General features: G+C 55.8%; 21 protein-coding genes. 10 read left to right on the forward strand and 11 right to left on the reverse strand.

Annotation, left to right across the window (positions count from 1 at the left end; genetic code table 11):
* Window positions 1-161 precede the first annotated feature (161 nt).
* On the forward strand, window positions 162-608 hold the full coding sequence (locus tag AADJ11_RS01875) for an HdeA/HdeB family chaperone (protein WP_341232863.1): 447 nt from the start codon (window positions 162-164) through the stop codon (window positions 606-608).
* Between the two features lie 106 nt (window positions 609-714).
* Here AADJ11_RS01875 and AADJ11_RS01880 read toward each other — a convergent pair whose 3' ends face one another.
* From AADJ11_RS01880 to AADJ11_RS01890, 3 genes are all read right to left on the reverse strand, one after another.
* Window positions 715-1155, reverse strand: a complete 441-nt coding sequence (locus AADJ11_RS01880) for a MarR family transcriptional regulator (RefSeq protein ID WP_341232864.1) — start codon at window positions 1153-1155, stop codon at window positions 715-717.
* Window positions 1156-1163: 8 nt separating this feature from the next.
* Window positions 1164-2294, reverse strand: a complete 1131-nt coding sequence (locus AADJ11_RS01885) for a twin-arginine translocation pathway signal protein (RefSeq protein ID WP_341232865.1) — start codon at window positions 2292-2294, stop codon at window positions 1164-1166.
* Window positions 2295-2449: 155 nt separating this feature from the next.
* Window positions 2450-3928 carry an ABC transporter substrate-binding protein gene (locus AADJ11_RS01890; protein WP_341232866.1) on the reverse strand — a complete coding sequence of 493 codons (1479 nt, stop codon included), beginning with the start codon at window positions 3926-3928 and terminating at the stop codon, window positions 2450-2452.
* 146 nt (window positions 3929-4074) lie between these two features.
* Between AADJ11_RS01890 and AADJ11_RS01895 the strand changes: the two genes are divergently transcribed.
* On the forward strand, window positions 4075-5346 hold the full coding sequence (locus AADJ11_RS01895) for an Hsp70 family protein (RefSeq protein ID WP_341232867.1): 1272 nt from the start codon (window positions 4075-4077) through the stop codon (window positions 5344-5346).
* A gap of 3 nt (window positions 5347-5349) precedes the next feature.
* Here AADJ11_RS01895 and AADJ11_RS01900 read toward each other — a convergent pair whose 3' ends face one another.
* Together AADJ11_RS01900 and AADJ11_RS01905 are read right to left on the reverse strand one after the other, a co-directional pair.
* Window positions 5350-6630 (reverse strand): acetylornithine deacetylase/succinyl-diaminopimelate desuccinylase family protein, encoded by a 1281-nt coding sequence (locus AADJ11_RS01900; RefSeq protein ID WP_341232868.1) that lies wholly within the window; start codon window positions 6628-6630, stop codon window positions 5350-5352.
* 100 nt (window positions 6631-6730) lie between these two features.
* A complete protein-coding gene (locus tag AADJ11_RS01905; RefSeq protein ID WP_341232869.1) occupies window positions 6731-7981 on the reverse strand; it encodes an aminotransferase class V-fold PLP-dependent enzyme in 1251 nt (416 codons plus the stop codon).
* 144 nt (window positions 7982-8125) lie between these two features.
* On the opposite strand from AADJ11_RS01905, the gene AADJ11_RS01910 reads away from it, so the two are divergent.
* The gene (locus AADJ11_RS01910; RefSeq protein WP_341232870.1) at window positions 8126-8977 is read left to right on the forward strand and encodes a formate/nitrite transporter family protein; all 852 of its coding nucleotides are present in this window, start codon (window positions 8126-8128) and stop codon (window positions 8975-8977) included.
* A 77-nt stretch (window positions 8978-9054) separates the two neighbouring features.
* Window positions 9055-9975, forward strand: coding sequence for a YihY/virulence factor BrkB family protein (locus AADJ11_RS01915; protein WP_341232871.1), 921 nt, complete (start codon window positions 9055-9057; stop codon window positions 9973-9975).
* 76 nt (window positions 9976-10051) lie between these two features.
* On the opposite strand, the gene AADJ11_RS01920 is transcribed toward AADJ11_RS01915, so the two are convergent.
* From AADJ11_RS01920 to AADJ11_RS01935, 4 genes are all read right to left on the reverse strand, one after another.
* Window positions 10052-10429: a hypothetical protein gene (locus AADJ11_RS01920; protein ID WP_341232872.1), complete on the reverse strand. Its 378-nt coding sequence runs from the start codon at window positions 10427-10429 to the stop codon at window positions 10052-10054.
* Window positions 10429-10758: a DUF883 C-terminal domain-containing protein gene (locus tag AADJ11_RS01925; RefSeq protein WP_341232873.1), complete on the reverse strand. Its 330-nt coding sequence runs from the start codon at window positions 10756-10758 to the stop codon at window positions 10429-10431. The genes AADJ11_RS01920 and AADJ11_RS01925 overlap by 1 nt, the downstream gene beginning before the upstream one ends.
* A 138-nt stretch (window positions 10759-10896) precedes the next feature.
* Complete coding sequence (locus tag AADJ11_RS01930) at window positions 10897-11796, reverse strand: glycosyltransferase family 2 protein (protein WP_341232874.1); 900 nt, start codon at window positions 11794-11796, stop codon at window positions 10897-10899.
* 142 nt (window positions 11797-11938) lie between these two features.
* Complete coding sequence (locus tag AADJ11_RS01935; protein ID WP_341232875.1) at window positions 11939-12748, reverse strand: response regulator; 810 nt, start codon at window positions 12746-12748, stop codon at window positions 11939-11941.
* A 102-nt stretch (window positions 12749-12850) separates the two neighbouring features.
* Between AADJ11_RS01935 and AADJ11_RS01940 the strand changes: the two genes are divergently transcribed.
* The 4 genes from AADJ11_RS01940 (at window position 12851) to AADJ11_RS01955 (ending at window position 15697) form a co-directional block, all read left to right on the forward strand.
* Window positions 12851-13006 (forward strand): NepR family anti-sigma factor, encoded by a 156-nt coding sequence (locus AADJ11_RS01940; RefSeq protein ID WP_341233645.1) that lies wholly within the window; start codon window positions 12851-12853, stop codon window positions 13004-13006.
* Entirely contained in the window at window positions 13003-13560 is a 558-nt protein-coding gene (locus AADJ11_RS01945; RefSeq protein WP_341232876.1) for an RNA polymerase sigma factor, read from the forward strand. The genes AADJ11_RS01940 and AADJ11_RS01945 overlap by 4 nt, the downstream gene beginning before the upstream one ends.
* Window positions 13561-13562: 2 nt before the next feature.
* Entirely contained in the window at window positions 13563-15284 is a 1722-nt protein-coding gene (locus AADJ11_RS01950; protein ID WP_341232877.1) for a sensor histidine kinase, read from the forward strand.
* 254 nt (window positions 15285-15538) lie between these two features.
* Window positions 15539-15697 (forward strand): hypothetical protein, encoded by a 159-nt coding sequence (locus AADJ11_RS01955; protein ID WP_341232878.1) that lies wholly within the window; start codon window positions 15539-15541, stop codon window positions 15695-15697.
* Window positions 15698-15717: 20 nt separating this feature from the next.
* On the opposite strand, the gene AADJ11_RS01960 is transcribed toward AADJ11_RS01955, so the two are convergent.
* Entirely contained in the window at window positions 15718-16269 is a 552-nt protein-coding gene (locus AADJ11_RS01960; protein WP_341233646.1) for a cupin domain-containing protein, read from the reverse strand.
* Between the two features lie 177 nt (window positions 16270-16446).
* Between AADJ11_RS01960 and gabT the strand changes: the two genes are divergently transcribed.
* A complete protein-coding gene (gene gabT / locus AADJ11_RS01965; RefSeq protein WP_341232879.1) occupies window positions 16447-17832 on the forward strand; it encodes a 4-aminobutyrate--2-oxoglutarate transaminase in 1386 nt (461 codons plus the stop codon).
* Window positions 17833-17949: 117 nt separating this feature from the next.
* On the opposite strand, the gene AADJ11_RS01970 is transcribed toward gabT, so the two are convergent.
* Window positions 17950-19566 carry an FMN-binding glutamate synthase family protein gene (locus AADJ11_RS01970; RefSeq protein ID WP_341232880.1) on the reverse strand — a complete coding sequence of 539 codons (1617 nt, stop codon included), beginning with the start codon at window positions 19564-19566 and terminating at the stop codon, window positions 17950-17952.
* A 446-nt stretch (window positions 19567-20012) separates the two neighbouring features.
* On the opposite strand from AADJ11_RS01970, the gene AADJ11_RS01975 reads away from it, so the two are divergent.
* Window positions 20013-20972, forward strand: a complete 960-nt coding sequence (locus tag AADJ11_RS01975; RefSeq protein ID WP_341232881.1) for a TAXI family TRAP transporter solute-binding subunit — start codon at window positions 20013-20015, stop codon at window positions 20970-20972.
* Window positions 20973-21043: the final 71 nt, after the last annotated feature.

Raw genomic sequence — 21043 nt, forward strand, 5'->3', positions numbered from 1 at the left:
GATTTTCCATGCGTCCAGATAAGAAAGCGTTGAACAGCGCTGAATTGACGGCTTTTAACCGCCTGAAATAAAAAAGGATATCAGAACAGGCAATAAAAATCGGAACCTTTAAGCAAATGGTCGAGTTGAGACGGCAGAAATGAGTGATAAGGAGCTTAACGATGACTACTACTTTTAAAACAATCGCATTCGCCACCCTGATGGGTACCATGTCCGCACCAGCATTTGCGGCGGCTCACGCCGATCCAAATATGACTTGCGCCCAATTCAACCAACTGTCTTCTGAGGATCAGGCAACTGTTGCCGCACTGGCAATCGCCGAGATCAACGACGGCTATAACGGTGAGTCCATGGAAGACAGCGCCAAGGCGACAGACACATCCACAGACGTAACAGCACGCGCAGCAACCGATGGCGCTTCTGAAGAAGGCTCACTGATTGATGGCGAAGCCAAAGCCGTTGCAGCAACCGGTGGCAACACCGCTGCATCGAATGCCACAGCAGAAGCCCAAGTTGTAACCGCAACCGAGCAGCTGTACCGCACTTGCGAGATCAACCTTGACGCGACTCTTGGCGAAGCCGCAGCTGGCCTTCCCGGCACCAAGTAAGCGTATTTGAGTAACGAGTATCAACGGGCGCAGTGTTGCGCCCGTTTTTTCATTTAAGGATCGTGCTAATTTTGGACATACTGGGATCAGGCCTATTAACGCCTGCCTAGATATCGCGGTTGTTGTCCATCTTCTGGCGCAGCTGCTGAAGTATCGGTAAAATGCCCTCAAGCCCGTCTATATCAGCGGCAAGTTGCGAGATGGGTTCTTGCATTTCCGCAATGACCTGAAGGTATAAGGTCCGGCCAGCATCGGTCAGGAATATCTGTTTTTTGCGCATATCATCGGGATGGATATGCATCGTGATCAGCCCACGTTTTTCAAGCTGCATCAGTGTGTTTGTCATCGACGGTTTGGGCACCTGAAATGCGCGCGCCAGATCGGCGGGGGTTTTTCCATCGCCAAGTCGGGCAAGATTTCCCAGCAGATTGAACTGGGACGGGTGCAGCCCGTCGGGCAACCGCCGTGCAAGCACAGCGGTCCCCAATTGTGTGATAATTCCGATCTCGTTGAAAATGCGGAACAGTGTTGTACGTGGATCGTTCAAAGGCGGCCTCAGATCAATTTTGCCTCTAGGGGCCAACGCGGGCTTGGGGCAATAGAGGCTGCATAGCCTATTCTGGCAAGCATTTGAACCGTTCCGCCATCGGGCGCGAATTGCGTATGAACGTCCTCATAGATGCCTTTCATTTCAGGATATTCCTGAAGCGCCTGACTGAGCGGTTGAATTGCCAACCCCTGAGAGGTCGCGGCCAGGTTGATACGCAGCCAATCGCGACCGGCGGTAATCTGGTCGAGCCGCGAATTCGCGGGGGTTACTTGCCACAAATGGCCCATGGCGGTGTCCGTATTGGCAAAGATCGCTTTCATCCCTTCTTTGTAAGAGGCCGACGATGTATCCAACAGCGCCTCGCGTTCCATCATCCCGGCAGCGCCCAAAAGTTCAAACACAGGTCCGGTGAAATCAATGCCATCTGGGTTTGCGTCCACAGCTTTTGCACCAATGCGGAACAGATCGACGCTTTCGACATAGGTTCTTGGGGTTTCGACCTCGATCCGTAATGCCTCGTGGGTCAATGTGCGCAACGCTTGGACATGCCTGGGCAGGACGCTGCCATTGACTTGGGTTTGGACAGCGGCGTCTAGCACGGTTTGCAGGGTATCCGGTGCCACGGCTTTTGATGTATCAAACGGCACCTTGTGAGAGCGACGGTTCAAGGCATATGCGAAAAGCGGATCTTTCGGTGCGGTGCCGCTAAATTTCAGGATGGCGACGGGTCTGCCATCAAGCGCTGCGGCGTCTGATCCGTCAGGAAACAGTTGTGCCGTCATGCGGATACCATCCTGAGAGGCAGCCAAGCGCGCCATTTCGATAAAGCAGCCAAGCCCGATGGTAATTTGCCGGTTAAACGGGTCCGTGTGCGGCAACATCCGGCTGGTATCGACATAGAGGGTCGCCTGATCCGGCTCGGAAAGATCAACCATCCAAGGCTGACGGTTATGCGGGTTCGGGGCCAAGATGGCCCAAGACAGCGCACGTTTGCGCGGGTCAGAATACTGGGTGCCCGCCGAGTCCCAAGGAAGAAGCGCGGTTTGTGTTTTACGGGTTGCGATCACGCCGGTTGCGGCCGAAACGGCGACAATTGTGCCGCCTCCGATAAGGCTAAGAAAATGTCTGCGTTTCATTGAGAATCTCCATTCATTCGATATCGAACATTAATAGTTCGAGATCGAACTAAGTCAACAATGAAGTTCACAGCCGTTGAAAAACGGGCGCTGAAATGAAAAACGCCCCCGCAAAGCGGGGGCGTTTAAAGCATAATACTCAGTGTTGTGGTGCTTTAGTCGGCCCAGCTGACGCCAGTCAAATCTACCGCTTGGGTCGGCGCATTTGTCCAAAGCCCTTGAACGCCAGACTTGGCAACCCCCAACGCAGCAAGCTGGAACAGGTAACCGTTCACATAATCCTGCGAGATGATTTGCTGCGCTTCGCCCATCATCTGGGTGCGCATGTCTTCGTCTGTGGTTGCGTTCAGTTTGGTCATCAGCGCCTGGAAATCAGGATTATCATATTGGAAGTAATAATCCGGGTTGGCGTAAATACCGATGTCCATGGGTTCGGTGTGGCTGACGATGGTTAGGCCAAAGTTCTTGCCCTTGAACACAGTCTCAAGCCATTGCGCCCATTCGACGTTGTTGATCTTGGCCGTGATCCCCACATCGGCCAGCTGTGCGGCGATAATCTCGCCTCCACGGCGCGCATAGGATGGGGGCGGCAGGTCAAGCGTCGTTTCGAACCCGTCGGGGAAACCCGCCTCGGCCAGCAGAGCCTTGGATTTTTCAGGGTCAAACGCGCTGATCCCGGTTTCATCGACATATGCCGGGTTATGCGGTGCGAAATGGGTGCCGATGGGCGTGCCATATCCGAACATCGCGCCGTCAATGATGGCTTGGCGGTTGATCGCGTGGGCGACCGCTTCGCGGACTTTGACGTTGTCGAACGGCGCTTGCTTGTTGTTCATCGCCAGAATGGTTTCGCCTTCGGTCGATCCGACCAACACTTGAAAGCGTGGGTCAGCCTCGAACTGGGGCAGGTTTTCGGGCGCGGGGAAACCGGTGAACACGTCGACATCTTCGGCCATCACCGACGCAAAAGCGGCGGTCGGATCCGAGATGAATTTGAACGTCGCCACGTCCAGCGCAGCAGGCGCACCCCAATAGTTGGGGTTCTTTTCGATCTTGATATTGTCGCCTTGGGTCCAGCTGGTGAACTTGAACGCGCCAGTGCCGATGGGCAGCTGTTTGATGTTATCGATGCTTTCAGGTGCCACGATCACGGCATCACCCCAAGCAAGGTTAAACAGCATGTTACCGTTTGGCGCGCTCAGCTTGATTTCCACAGTCGACGGATCAATCACGTTCACTTCGGAAATGGCGCTGAACAGGGCCTTTTGGGCGTTGGCGCTGTCTTCGGCATTAATGCGGTCAAGGCTGAACTTCACATCATTGGCGTCCATTGTGGTGCCATCGTGAAAGGTCACGTTCTCTTGCAAACGGAACGTATAGGTCAGACCATCTTCGGAGATTTCCCAAGATTTGGCGAGGCCGGGCACGACCGAACCGTCCCCCATAAAGCGGGTCAGCCCTTCGAATACATTCGAATACAGAACTGAATCGATTGCGCCCGCAGCGGCGCTGGTTGGGTCAAGATGCGGCGGCTCTAGCTGCATCGCGACGGTGATATCGCTTTTTGCAACGGCACCGCCGGCCATCAGCGCGGCAGTACAAGTGCCAAGAATAAGTGAGCGAAGATGGAACATCGGTGTCTCCTGTTAACTTTATGGGCCGAAGACTACTCAGTTAGATACAGTTTGGCCAGCGCTGCCTTGCTGGTTACAGATTTGTATTGTGCCGACTGTTCTGGCGGTTTATGCGCCAGCTTCGCTTTATCTGGCAGGGGTGCATTATGGCCGCGGTATCTTCCACTTTGGGCATTGATTTCGGCACGTCCAATTCGGCGGCGGGGTATGCCATCGATGGCGTGCCCCACCTTATTGATGTCGAATCGGGCGAAAACACCCTGCCCACAGCGCTGTTTTTCGACGCCGAAGAAAAACGGATCATCTATGGCCGCGGTGCCCAAAAGGCACTGATCGGCGGCGATGAGGGGCGGTATATGCGCGCGCTCAAAAGCTTGCTTGGGACATCATTGATGCGCGAAAGCCGGATGTTGCTGGGCAAACGGATGGATTTTATCGCCATCGTTGCCAGTTTTCTGGCCGAGCTGAAGAATCGTGCTGAGACCGCCACAGGGCAAACATTCGACCGTGCGCTGTCGGGCCGTCCGGTGATGTTTCACAGCGCCGATGCCGCGCGAAATGCCCAAGCGCTGACCGATCTGACCGAATGCTATCATTTGGCCGGGTTCAAAGACGTGCGTTTCATGCCCGAACCCGAAGCCGCAGCGCTGGCCAACCGCGCGGTGCTGGAGCCGGGCGATCTGGGACTGATCGTGGATATCGGTGGCGGTACGTCGGATTTTACGCTTTTCCGCCAGCAAGGTGACGCGGGCATTGATATTCTGGCCAGCAAGGGCCTGCGCTTGGGCGGCACTGATTTCGACCGCGAGCTAAGCTTGCATCACGTCATGCCGCATCTTGGCATGGGCAGTCAGATCAAACATGTGTTCGGCAGTGAAACCCATGCCGCCCCCCATGCGGTTTTCACCGATCTGGCGACATGGCAAAAGATCCCGTTCCTGTATACGCGCGAACAACGCCGTGCGGTGGATGATTTGGCGAAATATGCGGTTGAACCTGATTTGCTAAACCGTCTGGTCAAGGTGCTGGAAGACGAGCTGGGCCACGACATCGCCTTTGCGGTCGAGGCAGGGAAAATCGCCGCGAATGATATGGCTGCGACCGCGCCGCCCGAGATCAAGTTGGATATTCTTGAGCGGGGTCTGCGCGTGCCGCTGCCGCCCGCGATGATGGCCGCAACCTTGAATGAGATGGCGAACAGCATTGCGCAGGTGGCGACCGACCTTGTGGCGCAGACCGACCTTGAACCTAAAGATGTGAACAAGCTGATTTTCGTTGGCGGGTCGAGCCTGATGGGCGTGATCGACATGGCGATGCGCCGCGCCTTTCCGCAAGCTGAACTGCATCGGGGTGCCGCGATGACCGCCATCGTTGACGGGTTGGCCATCGCAGCATCTGATGCGTTTTCTGCCGGTTAGAGCCTATTCTTTCGGCAAAAGCAGCGTTTCCAAGGCCGCACCCATGACGCAGGCGCTGTCGATCATGTCATCGATGCCGATATATTCATCCGGCTTATGCGCCAGCTCCAGCAGGCCGGGGCCATAGGCTATACAGTTCTTGAGCTTGCCAATTCGGTCGATGTGTTTCTGGTCATATGACCCCGGCGAGGCGACGTATTCAGGGGCCTTGCCCATGATATCCTGGATCGCGTTGGCCACTGTTTGAACAACGGGCGCGTCGCGGTCTGTCATTGAGGGCAGGACCGAGTTTAGCTCGGTCAGTTCATAATCGAAATCGACCCGCGTTTCCCGCAAACCTTCGAGCAATGCGCGCACTTCGCCGCGCACTTGATCAAGCGGCTCTTCGAGCAGGAACCGTCGGTCGATGGTGATCCGGCAACTGTCAGGCACGCAATGGGCGGGCAGGCCATCGAAATCAGCGTCGTTTTCCTTTTGCCCGCCATGGATTGAATTGATGTTCATGGTCGAACTGCGCGCCCCTTCGGGTACCACGGGCATGTCAGTGTGACGCGCGGCCATGGCGGGGAACAGTTTGTTCTCAAATTCTGACAGGACGGCCCCCATGTGCCGCACCGCGCAATCGCCAAGGAAGGGCATAGATCCATGGGCGATCTCGCCTTTGGTTTCAATCTCGGCCCACCAGCCGCCGCGGTGACCCAGACAAATGCGGTCTTTTTGCAGGGGCTCTGGAATGATCACATGCTGGACACGGTCAGGGTTAAAGAACCCCTGTTCTGCCAGATAGGCCACGCCGCCGTAACCACCGGATTCCTCATCCGCAGTGCCTGAAATTTCGATGGCGCCGGAAAAGTCGGGATGGGTTTCGATAAACGCCTCGGCCGCGATGATCGATGCGGCCAGCCCGCCCTTCATATCGCAGGTGCCGCGCCCGTAAATCTTGCCATCCGAGATTTCGGCCCCGAAGGGATCAAAAGTCCAGCCGGCACCCACCTCGACCACGTCGGTGTGGCTGTTGAAATGCACGGTTTCGCCAGCGCGCGTCCCTTCGCGCCGGGCGATGATGTTCCAGCGCGGGTATTTCGTACTGTCGCCGGGGGTGCCATGGGCGCGGATCAATTGTGTCTCGAACCCGTGCTTTTTCAGCCGCTGGTCAAGGTATTCGCAAATCAATCGGTAGTCGCGGCCCGGCGGGTTAAGCGTCGGAATGCGGATCAAATCTTGGGTGAGGGCGATGAGGTCATCGCGCTTGGCAGTGATTGCTGCGGAAAGTATGCTTGTCATGGGCGCATGTTTGAACGGACGCGTCGATATGGCAAGCGGTGTCTTGGGTTGGGCCGTCGGATTTGAGTTTATTTTGCAAAATGAAACATACCCGGCGTGATTATTCAGCGATGTCCTTGATTGCAGTGAGAAATGCGCGGACTTCGTCGAGCGTATTGTAGTGGCACAGCGACACGCGCACGGCGGCATCAAGGCCAAGCGGCGTCAGGATGTTGCCCGAGTAATGATCGGCCTTGCGCAGGTGGGTGCGGATACCTTGGGCGTTCAGCTGTTCTACGATTTTGGCGGCGGGGACGGATTTGAGGGCAAAGCAAACCAACCCTTCGCGGTGGGGGTTGTCGGTGCCGCCCAGAATGGTGACATCCGGCAGATCGGCCAGACCGGCAAGGTTACCCGTGCCAAACAGCATGGCATCGGTCAGCTGTTTTTCATGGTCGTGGATGGCGGCACCGGCGGCTTCGATCTGGGCGCGGGGGTCGGTTTCGTCCGATACCTGCTGCCCTAGCCATTCGAAATAGCGCACCACGTCGCTGAACGTGGCATAGGATCCGGTATCGCGGGTACCCATTTCCCAATTGCCCGCCGGACCGCCCCGCAGCGTTTCAATAGGCAACGCGCTAAGGCGATCAGACACCCAAGCAATGCCATAGCCGTGGCGCGAGAACAGTTTGTAGGGCGAGATCACATAGCCGTCGATGTCATAGCTGGCGATGTCGATGCGCCCGTGGCTGGCGTGCTGAATGCCATCGACAAAGACGAACGCATCGGGGGCCACCGCGCGGATCGCTGCAGTGATACCGGCCACATCATTGGCGATGCCCGTAACGGGCGAGGTATGCAGGATCGTCGCGACCCGGACATCCGGCGTCATCAGCGCGGCATAGGCGGCGGGTGTGACCTGCCCCGTCGCATCATCATGGGGGACGTTGATATAGGGTTTGCCCGCCATGCCCGCCCAATGCTGCGCCGCACTGCGCGAGGCAGGGTGTTCAACGCTAGAGCCGATGACCGCGCCATCGGGGGTGCCCATGGCGGCGGTGCGGATCAGGCGGAATGTTAGCTCTGTCCCGCTTTCGCCGACGAAGAACTGGCCGCCCGTGGCATTAAAGAAGACCGCCATATCGGCCTTGGCCTGTTTGATTTTCGCCACAAGCGCATGAGAGGCGGGATTGTCGCGGCCCTGATTATCGGGGATCGCAGCAAAGAGCGCCGAGGTTTCAACGACCGCGTTCAAGGTCAAAGCGCCGCCTGCGTTCTCAAAGAAAATGCGCGGCCCTTGGAAGGGGCAGCTGTCGACATGGGCGAATTTGGCGCGGATTGCCTGTGTGAGTTCGGAATTTTCGGTGAACATTTTTGGCCTGCCTGCGTTAGCTTATGTGATTGTGTGATTTCTGCGCTAGATTAACCCCAAATCACAACCACAATTAATTGCTTTGGTCATATGCATCTGCGCGCGACCGGGCGCAGAACGTCACCTATTTGCGGGAGCAGCCAAATGGCCCCATTGATTCAACGCAGCGTGTCCCGGAAAAAACGCCAAGAGGCGGAAGACGACGAACGTTCAGTCTCGCAGGCGACATCCCTGTCGCCCAAGCTGATCTATGAGGTGATCCGCCGCGAAGGCGAGGAAGAGCTGTCGCGCACGAAACGGTCGCTGATCTGGTCGGGCATCGCGGCGGGCATCATGATCAGCCTGTCGGTTTTGGGCGAGGCGATCCTACGGACCTATCTGCCGGACACGCCTTACCGGTTTTTGGTCGAAAACCTGGGCTATTCGCTGGGTTTTCTGGCGGTGATAATGGGCCGGATGCAATTGTTTACCGAAAACACGATCACCACTGTCTTGCCGGTGATGCGCGCCAAAACATGGCATTCGATTATGTGTATGCTGCGGCTGTGGGGCATTGTTCTAAGCGCGAATGTGGTGGGCGCATTTGCCGCTGCGATGTTGTTTATCTGGACGCCTGCATTGTCGCCCGACATCATTCCGGCGATCTTGGAATTGTCGCATCACGCGACGCATATGGGCGCGTTTGAGGGGTTCTGGCGTGCTATTCCCGCTGGCGTGATTGTCGCGTTGATTGTGTGGATGTTGCCCCAAGCGGATGAATCATCGTTCTTTTTGATTCTGGTCTTTACCTGGCTGATCGCCGCCGGGGATTTCGCGCATATCGTCGCGGGATCGGTCGAGATGGCCGTGATGATCCTGGATGGTCAGTTGGGCCTCGGCGGGGCGCTGTTTGGTTTCTTTATACCGGTGCTTGCGGGTAACATCGTTGGGGGTACGATCATCTTTACCCTCGTGGCTTGGGGTCAGGTGCGCGACGAGGTAGAAGAAGAGGAATAGAACCTATGGCGGCGGTTGCCGTTTGATAGGTGGCGGGCGGCCAGCAAGAAAAGGCGCAGTTTTGGGGATATACTTTGGTGCATAGGGTCAAGCTTTATTGGGCGGCTTTCAAGGCAACCATCGCTGATATCAGCGAGTTGAATATCGCAATGGTCGCGGCCGGGGTCGCCTTCTATGGGATGTTGTCGCTGTTTCCGGCGCTGGCTGCTTTGGTGACGCTTCTTAGCCTGATCTCTGACCCTGTCGTTGTGATCGCCCAGTTGGAAGAGATGCGCGGCCTGCTGCCAGACGACGTTTACAAAATCATGAACAAGCAGATTGTGTCTTTGGTGACTACCAGTTCAGAGACCTTGGGGTGGGCGGGGGCAGTGTCGGTTCTTGCGGCGCTTTGGTCGGCGCGGGCCGGGGTTGGTGCGATGATGATCGGCCTGAACAGTGTCTATCACGAGCGGAACCGCAATTTTGCGCGGCATTATCTGCAGGCTTTGGTGCTGACCTTTGGGTTGGTGATGGTTGGGATCATCGCGTTGCTAACCGTGGTGATTGCGCCCATCGTCTTGTCGTTTATTCCGCTTGGCAGGTCAGGTGTGATCGTTGCGGATTTGATCCGGTGGAGCATTGCGATCACGGTATTGCTGGCGGGAATCGGCGTTTTGTACCGCTTTGGGCCGAACCGGCGTGGCGCACGGGCGCGGTGGCTGACGGTGGGGGCAGTGTTTGCCGTCGTGTCTTGGGCCATCGTGTCGTATTTATTCAGCTATTACGTCGCCAATTTCGGGAATTACAATCAGGTTTACGGGTCCATTGGGGCGGTTGTTGCGATGCTGGTTTGGCTGTGGATCAGCAGCTTTTTGGTGCTGATGGGCGCGTCATGGAATGCGCAGGTTGAATTGCGCATGCGCCCTGATACCACCATAGGCCCCGCGCGCCCGGCAGGGGAACGGGGCGCTGTCGTCGCGGATGGTTTCGTCACACCGGACGAAAGCGAACCCTTATAAGGGTCTAAGTTTTGGGGGAATGCGCCAGTGGCGTGAAAGCCCCGCCCATTGCCGGACGGGGCGTTGGTATAAGAGATTAAAGTCTCGTTTTTTTGCCAGCGTTGAAACCGTTGATCAGCGCGACCACGATGCCCACGATACCTTCGATTCCGGTTGGGCCCATTGCCCTGCGTTCGGCTTCTAGGCGCAGCAGTTCTGCTGCTCTTTTGCGTTGCAGGTGGCGTGACCGGATGTTCATTGCGGCGATCATCACCAGCCCAACGCCAAAAAACAGGCCGCCCATGATCAGGCAGGCCGTCAGCGCCGTGGTGATTGTGAGCAAAAAGAGCCACGCCGCAACGGCAAGAAATACCGATCCGACCATCAGGCAAATGCCAGCGCCCAGACCGATTGCTGCGGTCTGGGCTGTTTCGGTTGCCCGCAAGGCAACTCTATCCAATAAAACGTTCAGCATTACCGACGTGCCGCGATTAGCCCGACCAGAAAACCGACGCCTGCTGCGATACCCATCGCGGTCGCTGGCTGCGTGCGAATGAAATCTTCTGCGTTTTGCTGTGCTTCGGCGGCTTTTGCTTTGCCAAGGTCGGCATAGTCATGTGCGGCTGTCTTGGCTTGGTTCGCGGCATCACGAGAGGCCGTTTTGCCATATGTGCTGACAGAGCTTGTGAGCGCTGCGATGTCCTCTTTTAGGATCGAAATTTGCAGGGAAAGATCCTCTACGGTGACGTCCTTGGCCGCTTTTACGTCTTTTGCAGCGGCGTCTTTTGTCATTTCCTTAACCATTTCTAGTCTCCTTAATTAACTGAATATCTTGCATTACAAACGCGTGGGGAGTGATTCAGTTCCAGCCTATCATAGTCGATCTGCCGCCCGAACATAATGTGACGGACCGACGCGCAGCGGGTGGGCAGCGTTGGCCATTCAGCAGGCATTGGTTGTGCGTTCCTGATCTGCACCGAAATATGTCTTGAACCAGCTGGGCAGCGTGACGCGATGCTTGAACACCTTTGACGCGCTTCTAAGCACATTTTCTTTTGCGTCGCGGTAGGGATCGGAAATGATGGCCTCATATGCCTCGTCGCGGGCGCTGGCCCAGTCCTTGTCGTCATAGCGGACAAGATGCAGGTAAAACCGCGCGGCGACTTTGTCGGCCTCTTTCCATGCAGCGCCAGGCAGGCCTTTGCCAGCGGTGTTTCCGATGCCGATGCGGTGTTCATTGGCGATCTCAAGCGCCCTTAGGTTGGCGTATTTGAGATGGGCCAAATACACGCCCTTGGGCAGATTAAACGGTGCGGTGGCCAGCTTGTCCGGCGCAACCTTGATCCCGTGACGCCACAGGGCAGTGCCGCGTTTTGTTGCCCAGGCTTTGCTGTAATGTCCGGTAAAAACTGCCGTAGACCGGTGGCCCAACGCCATCTGACACTCAGCCAGAACCCGGTCATTGATCGTTTCGGCAACATCAAGACCCAAGGCAAAAACCGCATCCGAGGACGTTTCAAAGATATCCTCGAAAGACGTATAAATCGCCGGGTCAAAGCATACCAATTCGTCAACATCGGTCTGAATGGCCCAATCATAGGTCTGGCCCAAGTCATCCGCGAATTCATTCAGAAACTTGCCGCGCTTGCGGTCGAACCCTTCTAGGGTGTCGCGCGGAATCGTTGTGATATTGGCCTGCGGGCAGAGGTCGGCGATCATCGGGTCATGCCCGTGCGCGACGATATAAAGGTGCTCGTATCCCAGTAAGCGACCGTAATGCGTATACCACTGCGACAGCGCCCAGTAATCTTTGTAAACCATTGTGATCGCACAGGTGCTCATAGGGTCCTTTATGCCGCCTGCGAAACCTGTGACAAGGTTTTTTGCGATGTACGGCTGGCCAAGCGAACCCGGCCTAAGCCCCCCGACGCAAAAAGGCCGCGCAGTGGTGCGCGGCCTTTTAATTCCGGTCCTTGCAAAAGGATCAGGAGTTGAGCGTTTCCGTCGACGAAAAGAACATCGCCTGCGACACAGCCGAGACAACCTGATCAACGCTATAGGGCTTGGAGATCAGGAACGCGGGCTCAGGCTTGTCACCGGTCAGCAGGCGTTCAGGGAATGCGGTGATAAAGATCACGGGGCGGTGGCCCAGATCGGCCAGCAGATCGTTGACCGCGTCAATCCCGGAAGAGTTATCCGCAAGCTGGATATCGGCAAGGATCAGGTCAGGCACGTCGGCCTTGCCCAATTTAACCGCTTCGTCGCGGGTGCGGGCGATGCCGGTCACGCGATGGCCCATGTCGGCGACAATGGATTCAATGTCCATCGCAATGATCGCTTCATCTTCGATGATCATGACCGAACCTGTGACGCTATCGGCCATTTCACGGCGGGCGATTTGTACCAACTGGCCGGCCTCTTCCTCGTCCACATTGATGATCTGGCCAACTTCGGCAAAGGAGAAACCTTCGATGGTGTGCAACAGCAACGCTTCGCGGCTGTGGTTGGTCAGTTTCGCAAGGTGTTTCTGGGCACGTGCACGTGGGCCAGTCTCGCCTTCTTCGATCGGGGCACCGGCGCTTGACCAGATGCCGTACAGAACTTTGAAGATCCCTGTCCGAACGTCTACTCCGTCCAACATCGACCGATCTACCAGAATGGCCTCGAGCGCTGCTGCTGCAAATGCATCGCCGCTGGTTTGACTGCCCGTGAGTGCGCGTGCATAACGACGCAAGTATGGAAGGCATTGACCCAACGCGTCGCTGACACTCGTGTTTTCTGTGACGTCCGTCATTTATCGTTGTCCTTTTAAAATAATTATGGAACCAAACCCCGCAGATGCGTGTTTAGTTCCACATGGTGTGCAGAATATATGTCAAAGTCAGGAAAAATGTCGATGCAATTGGGCAATAACGAAGAAAAAGAACGTTTCATCGACGAAAACCTTCGACGTGTCTACGACGAGACGATGGAAGAGGGCATTCCCGACAAATTCAAAGACTTGTTGAACAAACTAAAAGAGCAAGAGAAAAGCGGCGGAAAATCCGAATGAACGGTTCAGACCCGCGTGATGAACTGGTCGAGCATTTGCCGGCCATGCGCGCCTTTGCCATCAGTTTGACCCGAAACGGGGCCATCGCGGATGACATGGTACAAGATACCGTGGTCAAAGCTTGGACCAATATCGATAAATTCGAGACCGGTACCAACATGCGGGCTTGGCTGTTCACCATTCTGCGCAACACCTATTATTCGTCGCGTCGCAAGTCGAACCGCGAAGTCGCGGACGTGGACGGTGTATTTACCGAAAGCCTGGCCGAAAAACCTGCACATGACGGCCATATGCAAATGACAGATTTCCGCAAGGCGCTGGGCGAATTGAAAGACGAGCAACGCGAGGCGCTGCTATTGGTCGGTGCGTCTGGTTTCTCGTATGAAGAGGCCGCAGAAATGTGTGGCGTTGCCGTGGGGACTATCAAAAGCCGTACCAACCGCGCGCGGGCCCGCATCGCCGAACTTATGGGCCTGCGGGATGACGAAAGCCTTGAGATGACAGATGATGCGACAATGTCAGTTATTTCGTCGTCAAAAGTTTCGTCCTTTTAACGATGACTTCGGGCTTTCCTGGCACTGATGTCTTTCGGGGGCTGACCTTTCGGGTTTTGCTGTTTCTATCGCTTGCGCTGTTGCCGATCGGGTTAATTTCGGTCGTGCAAACCCGCGAGATCGCAGAGCAAAGCATGATAAACGCCGAGCTTTCATTGCTGGCGATTACGGAACAGGCGTCGTCGAACGAAAGCAGCATTATTCAAGAAGCGTTTGGCGGGGCTGATGCGCTTGCGTCCGTGGTGAACCTGATCAAAGCCGACAGTTTCTCGTGCAGTGCGTTTTTGCGTGAATATCAAAAGACCTCCAACCTTTATACGCTGGTTAGCTTTGTCAGGGTCGACGGGCAGATGGAGTGTGTGTCGAACGGTATCGCCACCGACTTGAGCGAAAACACGAATTTCAAAAAGCTAATGATCAGCAAAAAGCGCACAGCGAATTTTTCGCTGCGACCCGCGGTCAGCCCGGAAGCTGTGCTGATCGTCAGCGCGCCGCTAAGGGTAGAGGGCGAATTGCTGGGCTTTGTGAACATGTCGATCCCTGAGCGTGTTTTCCGCGAGGGCGTGGAGCCTGACCTAGAGATCAGGCCCACCGCCATGGTAACCTTCAACGCCGAAGGTGAAATTCTGACAACCGAAAACGACCGCGAAATGGCCCGTCAAGAAATGCCGTCTGTGCAAGAGCTTAAGTGGTATGCTGGGCAATCGGGCCGCGTAATCCGCGCCACCAGCGTGCGCGGCGATGACCGCGTTTATGCAATCCTGCCAATCGTGCCCGGTGTCGTCTACGCGATGAGCGTCTGGCCCGAGGATTCCCCCCTTCTTACGGCGGGCGCATCGACGCGGCTGAACCTGGTGCTGCCGGTCGTAATGTGGATCGCCAGCCTGATCGTGGCATTCTGGGCGCTGAACCGGCTGGCAATCAAACACATCCGCAAACTGGGCCGTCAGATGCGCCATTTCGCGCTGAACAGAACCTTGCCGCGCACGGCGCTTGGCGGGGTGGTTCCGACCGAAATCGTCAACATGGAAGAAGCGTTTGTGGGGATGGCTGAATCGATCCTGCGGGACGAGGCCCGGCTGGAAGACAACCTGCGTCAAAAGAACATCCTTTTGAAGGAAGTGCATCACCGGGTTAAAAATAACCTTCAGCTGATTTCGTCCATTATGAACATGCAGATCCGGCAGGCCAGCACGCCTGACGCAAAGCGTGTTTTGCAGCGCCTTCAGGACCGTATTCTAAGCCTCGCGACGGTGCATAAAAGCCTGTATCAAAACGATAATCTGACCCGCGTTGATGGCGGTGTCTTGATGCACGAGATCGTTAACCAACTGCTGAGTGTCGGCCTGCCAAGTGGGTCCGGGATCACGGTGACCCAGAAATACGAGGCGATCCAACTGGACCCCGACGATGCGGCACCGCTGACATTGCTGGTGTCCGAAGCGGTCACCAACGCGCTGAAATATGTTGCGGTTGGTCAGACGGACAAAGGCTGGATCGAGGTTAATCTAAAGTACACGGCCCCTGAAATGGCCTTGCTGACCGTCAAAAACTCCACCGGTCACGGTGAAGTTGAAAAAGGCACCGGTTTGGGGTCACGGCTGATCAACGCATTCTCGCGGCAGCTGAATGGTCAGTTCGAGATCATAGAAGAGCCTGACAGCTATACCCTGTCGGTCGAATTCCCGGTGCCGCTGAAATCAAAGATCGTTTACGATTATTAGCGGCCCTTTGGGCGGCAGCTTGGCTGTCCACCCTCGGCCGCGGGTTCAGAAATCTTTAACCCTGCGCGCGTTAGACTGACGGAAATCTAGCGAAAAACCGTCAATCACAGCACCCCGGATGCCAATGCCGTGTGTTGCCTTTTGGGCGACTTCACGAAAGCAGCCGTGAAACGTGATCGCTGCTTTGGAACATTACGCAGTTCGGGCCGTTGACCCCCTGAATCGCGAAACACATTTTTTGAAAGGAGGTAGCTGTGACGATAGATCTATTCATAGGATCGCTGATGATCCTGACGCTGGCTGCCCTCGCCATAGTATCTTTGACGACGCGCAAACGGGATGACGAGAAACGCAACAAGTGGTCGTCATTTCGATCCGACGACGACGATCAAAACAATCTGCCGGGCATGTAAGTTAATGCGCTATCCGGTTATCAGAAGCTCGGTGGTGTACAGGCGCTGAACACGACGCAGACCGTGTCGCTGATGTTTCTGAACCGATGCGGCAGACGGCTGTCGAACAGATACCCGTCCCCCGCGGCAAGCACCTCAACCGTGCCATCGACAGTCACTTCGACTTCACCTGAAATGACGATCCCTGCTTCTTCACCCTCGTGAACGATCCACTCCGGCCCGGTGTCCGCACCGGGTTGATACGTTTCATACAACACTTGCAGGGTGTGCTTTTCCGCGTTGCCAAGCTGGCGCAGGGAAACCTGCTCTTCGCTTGACGGGGATACTTCGGTAAATTCATGCTTTCGGTAAAAGACTTTGGGGGTTTCTTGATCTTCCAGCGTGGCAAAAAATTCGGCCATGCTAATGGGGATCGCGTCTAGCAAGCTTTTGAGCGAGGCAACCGACGGGCTGGTTTTATTCTTCTCGATCAGTGAAATCGTGCCGTTGGTGAGCCCGGCCAAACTGGCAAGCTCTCGTTGGGAAAGCCCGCGTTCTTCCCGAATCTTTCTTAGCCGTTGACCTATGTTCACGTCTGGCCCCTGAATTTTTCTTTTTCGATCTCTAGCCTGTATCTGTGCGCGATCACAGGCAAATTTTGGCGCAGCATTGATATGGGCCATTGTTTGAATTGAAACATGATTGACAATTAAATTAAACGCAATAATAGGATTTTAAACGCACTCTGCTTCGTTCAAAAGGAATTTCATATGTCCAGCACAGTCAAAAAACAGCATCGCAAAGGCGCGGCCAAGAAATCGACTAAAAGCACAGTAGTTCCAGACATGCTGGAAGCGAATGTTGCAATCGCCACGAACGAGCAACTGATTGCCCGCCGCGAGCAGGCCGTGCCGCGCGGTGTTGCCTCTGCTGCCCCGATCTACGCGAAATACGCCGAAAACGCTGAGCTGTGGGATGTAGATGGCAACCGCTACATCGATTTCGTTGGTGGTATTGGCGTGCTGAACACCGGCCACCGTCACCCCAAAGTGGTCGCAGCTGCGAAGGCCCAAGAAGATCAGTACACGCACACCAGCTTTCAGGTTGTGCCCTACGGCCCCTATATCGAGCTGGCCGAGAAACTGAACGCGCTGGCGCCCGGTGATCAGCCGAAAAAGACGTTGCTGGTGACCACAGGTGCCGAGGCTGTTGAAAACGCGGTAAAAATCGCGCGCGCCGCGACGGGTCGCCCCGGTGTGATCGCCTTTACCGGCGGGTATCACGGCCGCACATTGCTGACGCTGGGCATGACCGGCAAGGTTTCCCCCTACAAAAAAGACGTGGGCCCGTTCCCGTCCGACATTTTCCGCGCGCCGTTCCCGTCGCAGCGTGATGGTATCACCGTCCAAGACGCGATTACCGGCCTGAAAAACCTGTTCCTGACAGATGCGCAGCCGGAACGCGTTGCCGCCATCATCATCGAGCCTGTCTTGGGCGAGGGCGGGTATACCCCCGTGCCGTTCGACATGATGCAGCAGCTTCGCGACATCTGCGACGAACACGGCATTCTGCTGATCGCGGATGAAGTGCAAGCCGGCTTTGGCCGCACAGGGACGTGGTTCGCGATTGAGCATTCCGGCGTTGTGCCAGACTTGATCACCGTGGCGAAATCCATGGCAGGCGGATATCCGTTGGCCGGCGTAATTGGCCGCGCCGACGTGATGGATGCCATGGCCCCCGGCGGTTTGGGCGGCACGTATGGCGGTAACCCAGTCGCATGTGCGGCGTCCCTAGCTGCCATCGCGGCAATCGAGGAAGAAGGCCTGCTGGCGCGTTCAACATCGATGGGCGAACATATCAAGGCACGTTTCGCCGAGATTGGCGCACGTTCGGCACCCTTCCGGATGTGGGACATTCGCGGCTTGGGCGCGATGATTGCGGTTGAATTCGTAACAGACTTTGACACAGCCACACCTGATGGTGATTTCACCAAACGTGTCATCGCCCATGCGCTAAAGCGTGGCCTGCTGCTGCTAAGCTGCGGCATGCATGGCAACGCGATCCGCGTGATGGTGCCACTGACCGCATCGGATGAGATTGTCGAAGAAGGTCTGAACATTTTCGAAGCGGCTGTTCAGGCTGCGATGGCTGAATAAACCCCAGACCTATAATATTGAAAAAGGCGCGCCGGGAAACCAGCGCGCCTTTTTATTTGGGCGGCGTTTTCTTTCAAAGAAAACGGGCTGGAATTTTTAAAAATTCCGGCACCTGCATCAATCGAAGGGCACGAAACTTGATGCCTGCGCGCGGTCCCAACGGGTCTTGTTGCCCCTATAATCCAACGCCTTGTCATCCAGCAGATACCCTTCGGGCAGATAGCCATAGACCTCGTCCCCTTGCACCATGCTTTTGTCGCCCTGACGCAGCATTAGGTGGCGCGGCAGGAATTCGCTGGGGTTCTCCAGCCCGGCAGCACCGGTCATTTCGCCCAAGGCTTTCAGCGTATTGCGGTGAAACCGTGCGACGCGTTCGCTTTTGTGACCGACATCCAGCGCGCGTTGGCGTATTGGGTCTTGGGTCGCGACGCCAACGGGGCAGTGGTTCGTGTGGCACGCCTGCGCCTGAATACAACCGATCGCAAACATGAACCCGCGCGCTGAATTGCACCAATCCGCGCCCAGTGCCAGACATCTTGCGATGTCGAATGCCGACACAACCTTGCCCGCCGCACCCAGTTTGACCTGATCGCGTATGCCCGCACCGCGCAGGGTGTTGTGCACAAAGGTAAGGCCTTCGACCATTGGCATCCCGACATGGTTCGCAAACTCAAGCGGTGCGGCACCTGTGCCGCCTTCGGTACCGTCAACGACGATAAAATCCGGTACGATCCCGGTTTCCAGCATCGCTTTGACCATGCACATGAATTCACGCTGGTGCCCGATGCACAGCTTGAACCCCACAGGCTTTCCGCCCGACAGGTCGCGCAACTGGCCCAAGAACTCCATCATCTCGATAGGGGTGGTAAAGGCAGAATGCGCGGCGGGTGACACGCAATCCTGACCCATGGGAATATCCCGCGCTTCGGCAATTTCGGCGCTGATCTTTGAGGCAGGAAGCATTCCGCCATGTCCGGGCTTTGCGCCCTGGCTTAGCTTGAGTTCGACCATCTTGATCTGGTCGCTGCTGGCTTGGGCTTTGAACTTTTGCGGATCAAATTGACCATCGGCAGTGCGGCACCCGAAATACCCCGAGCCGACCTCGTAAATCAGATCACCGCCGCCGTCGCGATGATAGCGGCTTACGCCACCTTCGCCGGTGTCATGGGCAAAGCCGCCCATCTTGGCCCCCTTATTCAACGCGCTGATCGCATTGGCGGAAAGGGAACCAAAGCTCATCGCGGAAATGTTGTAGATCGACGCATCATAGGGTTGTTTGCAAGCGTCATTGCCGATGCGCACGCGGAAATCGGTGTCTGTGATATGCACGGGTTGCACGGAATGGGTGACCCAGGAATAACCTGCATCGTAAACACGCATCCGCGTGCCAAAGGGCCGCGCGTCTTCTTGGCCTTTGGCGCGCTGATAGACCAAAGACCGGTCATCGCGGCTAAATGGTTCTTCGTCCTGATCGGATTCAATGAGGTACTGCCGGATTTCCGGGCGTATCCCCTCAAAGAAGAACCGCATGTGGCCCATTACGGGATAGTTGCGCAGGATCGAGTGCTTTTCCTGAAAAACATCATAGACGCCCATCATTGAGAGCGCCCCGAAAAGCGCGAGCGGTATGATGAACCAGATCGACCAAGTCACCAGAAAGACGAGGGAAAGCAGGGCTAAAAAAAGCACCCCCGCAAACGTTCCAAAACGGGCGAGGGACGGGATTCTTTTCATGCATTCTCCTGCGGGTGCGCCCATTTTAGGCAGTTTTTCGAGGCTGACATAGCCTATAGCATAAATACTTGGGATTTCACGAGGGTGCCACAATTTATCCGATACAATTAAAAATGCCGTCGTTTGATTTTCTCAACACTGCATGTGTGTTTGTAACTATCGTCACCGACCGTCTTTCCAAAAGCATTTTAAATCAATTGGTTGTATTGGTTCCATACCGGCACAAGTGACTGGCGAGCATTAAATCCAACGCCGATACACCAATAGGATGCAGGGGTGCGACCAAGGTCGCCGACGCTGAAACCGGTGTTTTTGACGTGTATTCAACCTCTAGACTGCAATAAATTGGCTTGTTTTACTCGAAAATATCTGCGCTCATTTCAGGTATCTATGAAACCCCGCGCTGAATGACGGGGGGTCTGGGAAAAAGTTGGGAGACTATCAAAATGACACTTTTCAAGTCCATCGCTATTGCTTCCGCGCTTGTCGCGGGCACCGCAGCGACAGCACAAGAAAAATTCATCACCATTGGTACCGGCGGTCAAACCGGCGTTTACTTTGTTGTGGGTCAATCGATCTGCCGTCTGGTGAACCGTGACAGCGCCAAAACCGGTCTGAAGTGCACAGCGCCTTCGACAGGTGGTTCCATCGCCAACATCAACGCGATCAAAGCGGGTGATATGGATATGGGCGTTGCCCAATCCGATTGGCAGTACCACGCCTATAACGGCACTTCTAAATTTGAAGGTGAAAAGTTCGACAAAGAGCGCGCGGTGTTCTCTGTACACTCTGAACCGTTCACTGTGATTGCACGCGCCGACGCGGGCATCGACAGCTTTGACGATCTTAAGGGCAAGCGCGTGAACGTGGGTAACCCCGGTTCCGGTCAGCTGGCCACAATGGAAGTCGTTCTGGACGCCAAAGGCTGGTCCATGGATGATTTCGCGCTCGCTTCCGAGCTGAAGCCAGCCGAGCAAGCCGCCGCATTGGGCGATAACAAGGTTGATGCGATCATCTATACCGTGGGCCACCCGAACGGATCGATCCAAGAAGCGGTTTCCACAGTCGACGCCAAGCTGGTTCCAGTTGAAGGCGAAGCAATCGACAAGCTGGTCGCTGAAAACCCGTTCTATGCATATGCGACCATTCCCGGTGGCATGTACAAAGGCACAGACAGCGATGTGAAAACATTCGGTGTGAAGGCGACGTTTGTGACATCGTCCGATGTTGACGACGCCGTGGTGTACGAAGTTGTAAAAGCTGTGTTCGACAACTTTGACCGCTTCAAAAAGCTGCACCCTGCGTTTGCGAACCTTCAAGAGGAAGAGATGATCTCTGGCGGTCTGTCCGCACCTCTGCATGACGGTGCTGCAAAGTACTACAAAGAGCGCGGTTGGATCGAATAATCTAACCCAAGCTAACCTAGAAAGCGGGCGCGCCCCGCTTTCTACGGGCTGCAAGGCCCGCCAGATACCAA

This window comes from uncultured Sulfitobacter sp. (assembly GCF_964021855.1).
GTDB lineage: Bacteria > Pseudomonadota > Alphaproteobacteria > Rhodobacterales > Rhodobacteraceae > Sulfitobacter.

What these genes read in the sequence shown, in the direction of transcription:
- AADJ11_RS01875 (WP_341232863.1), top strand. Translation starts at nt 162, where the DNA reads ATGACTACTACTTTTAAAACAATCGCATTCGCCACCCTGATGGGTACC.
- AADJ11_RS01885 (WP_341232865.1), bottom strand. Translation starts at nt 2,294, where the DNA reads ATGAAACGCAGACATTTTCTTAGCCTTATCGGAGGCGGCACAATTGTC.
- AADJ11_RS01890 (WP_341232866.1), bottom strand. Translation starts at nt 3,928, where the DNA reads ATGTTCCATCTTCGCTCACTTATTCTTGGCACTTGTACTGCCGCGCTG.
- AADJ11_RS01895 (WP_341232867.1), top strand. Translation starts at nt 4,075, where the DNA reads ATGGCCGCGGTATCTTCCACTTTGGGCATTGATTTCGGCACGTCCAAT.
- AADJ11_RS01900 (WP_341232868.1), bottom strand. Translation starts at nt 6,630, where the DNA reads ATGACAAGCATACTTTCCGCAGCAATCACTGCCAAGCGCGATGACCTC.
- AADJ11_RS01905 (WP_341232869.1), bottom strand. Translation starts at nt 7,981, where the DNA reads ATGTTCACCGAAAATTCCGAACTCACACAGGCAATCCGCGCCAAATTC.
- AADJ11_RS01910 (WP_341232870.1), top strand. Translation starts at nt 8,126, where the DNA reads ATGGCCCCATTGATTCAACGCAGCGTGTCCCGGAAAAAACGCCAAGAG.
- AADJ11_RS01920 (WP_341232872.1), bottom strand. Translation starts at nt 10,429, where the DNA reads ATGCTGAACGTTTTATTGGATAGAGTTGCCTTGCGGGCAACCGAAACA.
- AADJ11_RS01925 (WP_341232873.1), bottom strand. Translation starts at nt 10,758, where the DNA reads ATGGTTAAGGAAATGACAAAAGACGCCGCTGCAAAAGACGTAAAAGCG.
- AADJ11_RS01930 (WP_341232874.1), bottom strand. Translation starts at nt 11,796, where the DNA reads ATGAGCACCTGTGCGATCACAATGGTTTACAAAGATTACTGGGCGCTG.
- AADJ11_RS01935 (WP_341232875.1), bottom strand. Translation starts at nt 12,748, where the DNA reads ATGACGGACGTCACAGAAAACACGAGTGTCAGCGACGCGTTGGGTCAA.
- AADJ11_RS01940 (WP_341233645.1), top strand. Translation starts at nt 12,851, where the DNA reads ATGCAATTGGGCAATAACGAAGAAAAAGAACGTTTCATCGACGAAAAC.
- AADJ11_RS01945 (WP_341232876.1), top strand. Translation starts at nt 13,003, where the DNA reads ATGAACGGTTCAGACCCGCGTGATGAACTGGTCGAGCATTTGCCGGCC.
- AADJ11_RS01950 (WP_341232877.1), top strand. Translation starts at nt 13,563, where the DNA reads ATGACTTCGGGCTTTCCTGGCACTGATGTCTTTCGGGGGCTGACCTTT.
- gabT (WP_341232879.1), top strand. Translation starts at nt 16,447, where the DNA reads ATGTCCAGCACAGTCAAAAAACAGCATCGCAAAGGCGCGGCCAAGAAA.
- AADJ11_RS01970 (WP_341232880.1), bottom strand. Translation starts at nt 19,566, where the DNA reads ATGAAAAGAATCCCGTCCCTCGCCCGTTTTGGAACGTTTGCGGGGGTG.
- AADJ11_RS01975 (WP_341232881.1), top strand. Translation starts at nt 20,013, where the DNA reads ATGACACTTTTCAAGTCCATCGCTATTGCTTCCGCGCTTGTCGCGGGC.